Here is a 1185-nt window from a genome sequence, read left to right as displayed (position 1 = left end):
GCGCTGCTTGAGGGCCTTGTTATAAGAGGGCCAGTTGGTGATTTTAAAATTTTGTTTTGCCATGGAGACCTGATTTTGAAACAACTGTGGTGATCTGCTCCGATGATTACCCAAAAGTTCTATTTATTCAACAAAGCCAATATAAACGCAAACTTTTCCCTTTGGCGGCATAAAAACCCGCTTATTTCACATTATTGCTGATAACCTAGAGCCTTAAACGATGTGCTGCTCTCATGCATGAAAAAGATTGTTAAAATCAGATTGTAACTGACAGAGATGTTGTTATGAATGAATTGCGAATTGGCCTGTTATCCATCTCCGACCGCGCTTCAAGCGGCATATATCAGGATAAAGGCATCCCTGCATTACAGGAGTGGCTTGCTGCTGCGCTGACGACGCCCTTTGACGTGGAATCCCTTCTGATTCCCGATGAGCAGCCGTTAATTGAACAGGCTTTGTGTGAGTTAGTCGATGAGCGTCAGTGTCATCTGGTGCTGACAACCGGAGGTACGGGACCGGCACGGCGGGATGTCACGCCGGATGCCACGCTGGCGGTGGCCGATCGAGAAATGCCGGGTTTCGGCGAACAGATGCGCCAGATCAGCTTGCGCTTTGTGCCTACGGCGATTTTATCGCGTCAGGTGGGGGTTATTCGTAAACAGGCATTAATCCTGAACCTGCCGGGTCAACCAAAATCCATCAAAGAGACGCTGGAAGGGCTAAAAGACGATGCGGGAAATGTGGTGGTGCCAGGGATTTTTGCTAGTGTACCGTATTGTATACAGTTGTTGGAAGGACCTTATGTCGAAACAGATCCGCAAGTGGTAGCAGTATTTCGCCCAAAGAGTGCGATCCGCGACACAAAAATATAAAATTGTGTAGTGTATTCAATGAGTTGATGTGTAATCAAACGGGCTTTGTTGAATAAATAGAACTTTTGGGTAATCATCGGAGCAGATCACCACAGTTGTTTCAAAATCAGGTATCCATGGCAAAACAAAATTTTAAAATCACCAACTGGCCCTCTTATAACAATGCCCTAAAGCAGCGCGGTTCTCTAACCGTATGGCTAGATGAATCAGCCATTGCTGCATGGACGGAAAAAAACACTACTGAACGGCGTGGACGACCGCTCTACTACTCAGATATGGCCATCACCACAGTCCTGATGATGAAACGCGTGTT

2 protein-coding genes are annotated in these 1185 nt (G+C 46.5%); both read left to right on the top strand.

The genetic code is table 11. The features are described from left to right. Window positions 1-284 precede the first annotated feature (284 nt). A complete protein-coding gene (gene mog, locus QZ506_RS20795; protein WP_291973624.1) occupies window positions 285-872 on the top strand; it encodes a molybdopterin adenylyltransferase in 588 nt (195 codons plus the stop codon). 116 nt (window positions 873-988) lie between these two features. Next, window positions 989-1185: transposase (locus QZ506_RS20790; RefSeq protein ID WP_291973623.1), on the top strand; the 197-nt coding region annotated here is incomplete at its 3' end.

Origin of the sequence: Candidatus Symbiopectobacterium sp. (genome assembly GCF_020054415.1) — a bacterium.
Lineage (GTDB): Bacteria > Pseudomonadota > Gammaproteobacteria > Enterobacterales > Enterobacteriaceae > Symbiopectobacterium.
The sequence above is the reverse complement of the archived record's forward strand: the minus strand, read 5'-3'. Positions and strand labels throughout refer to the sequence as shown.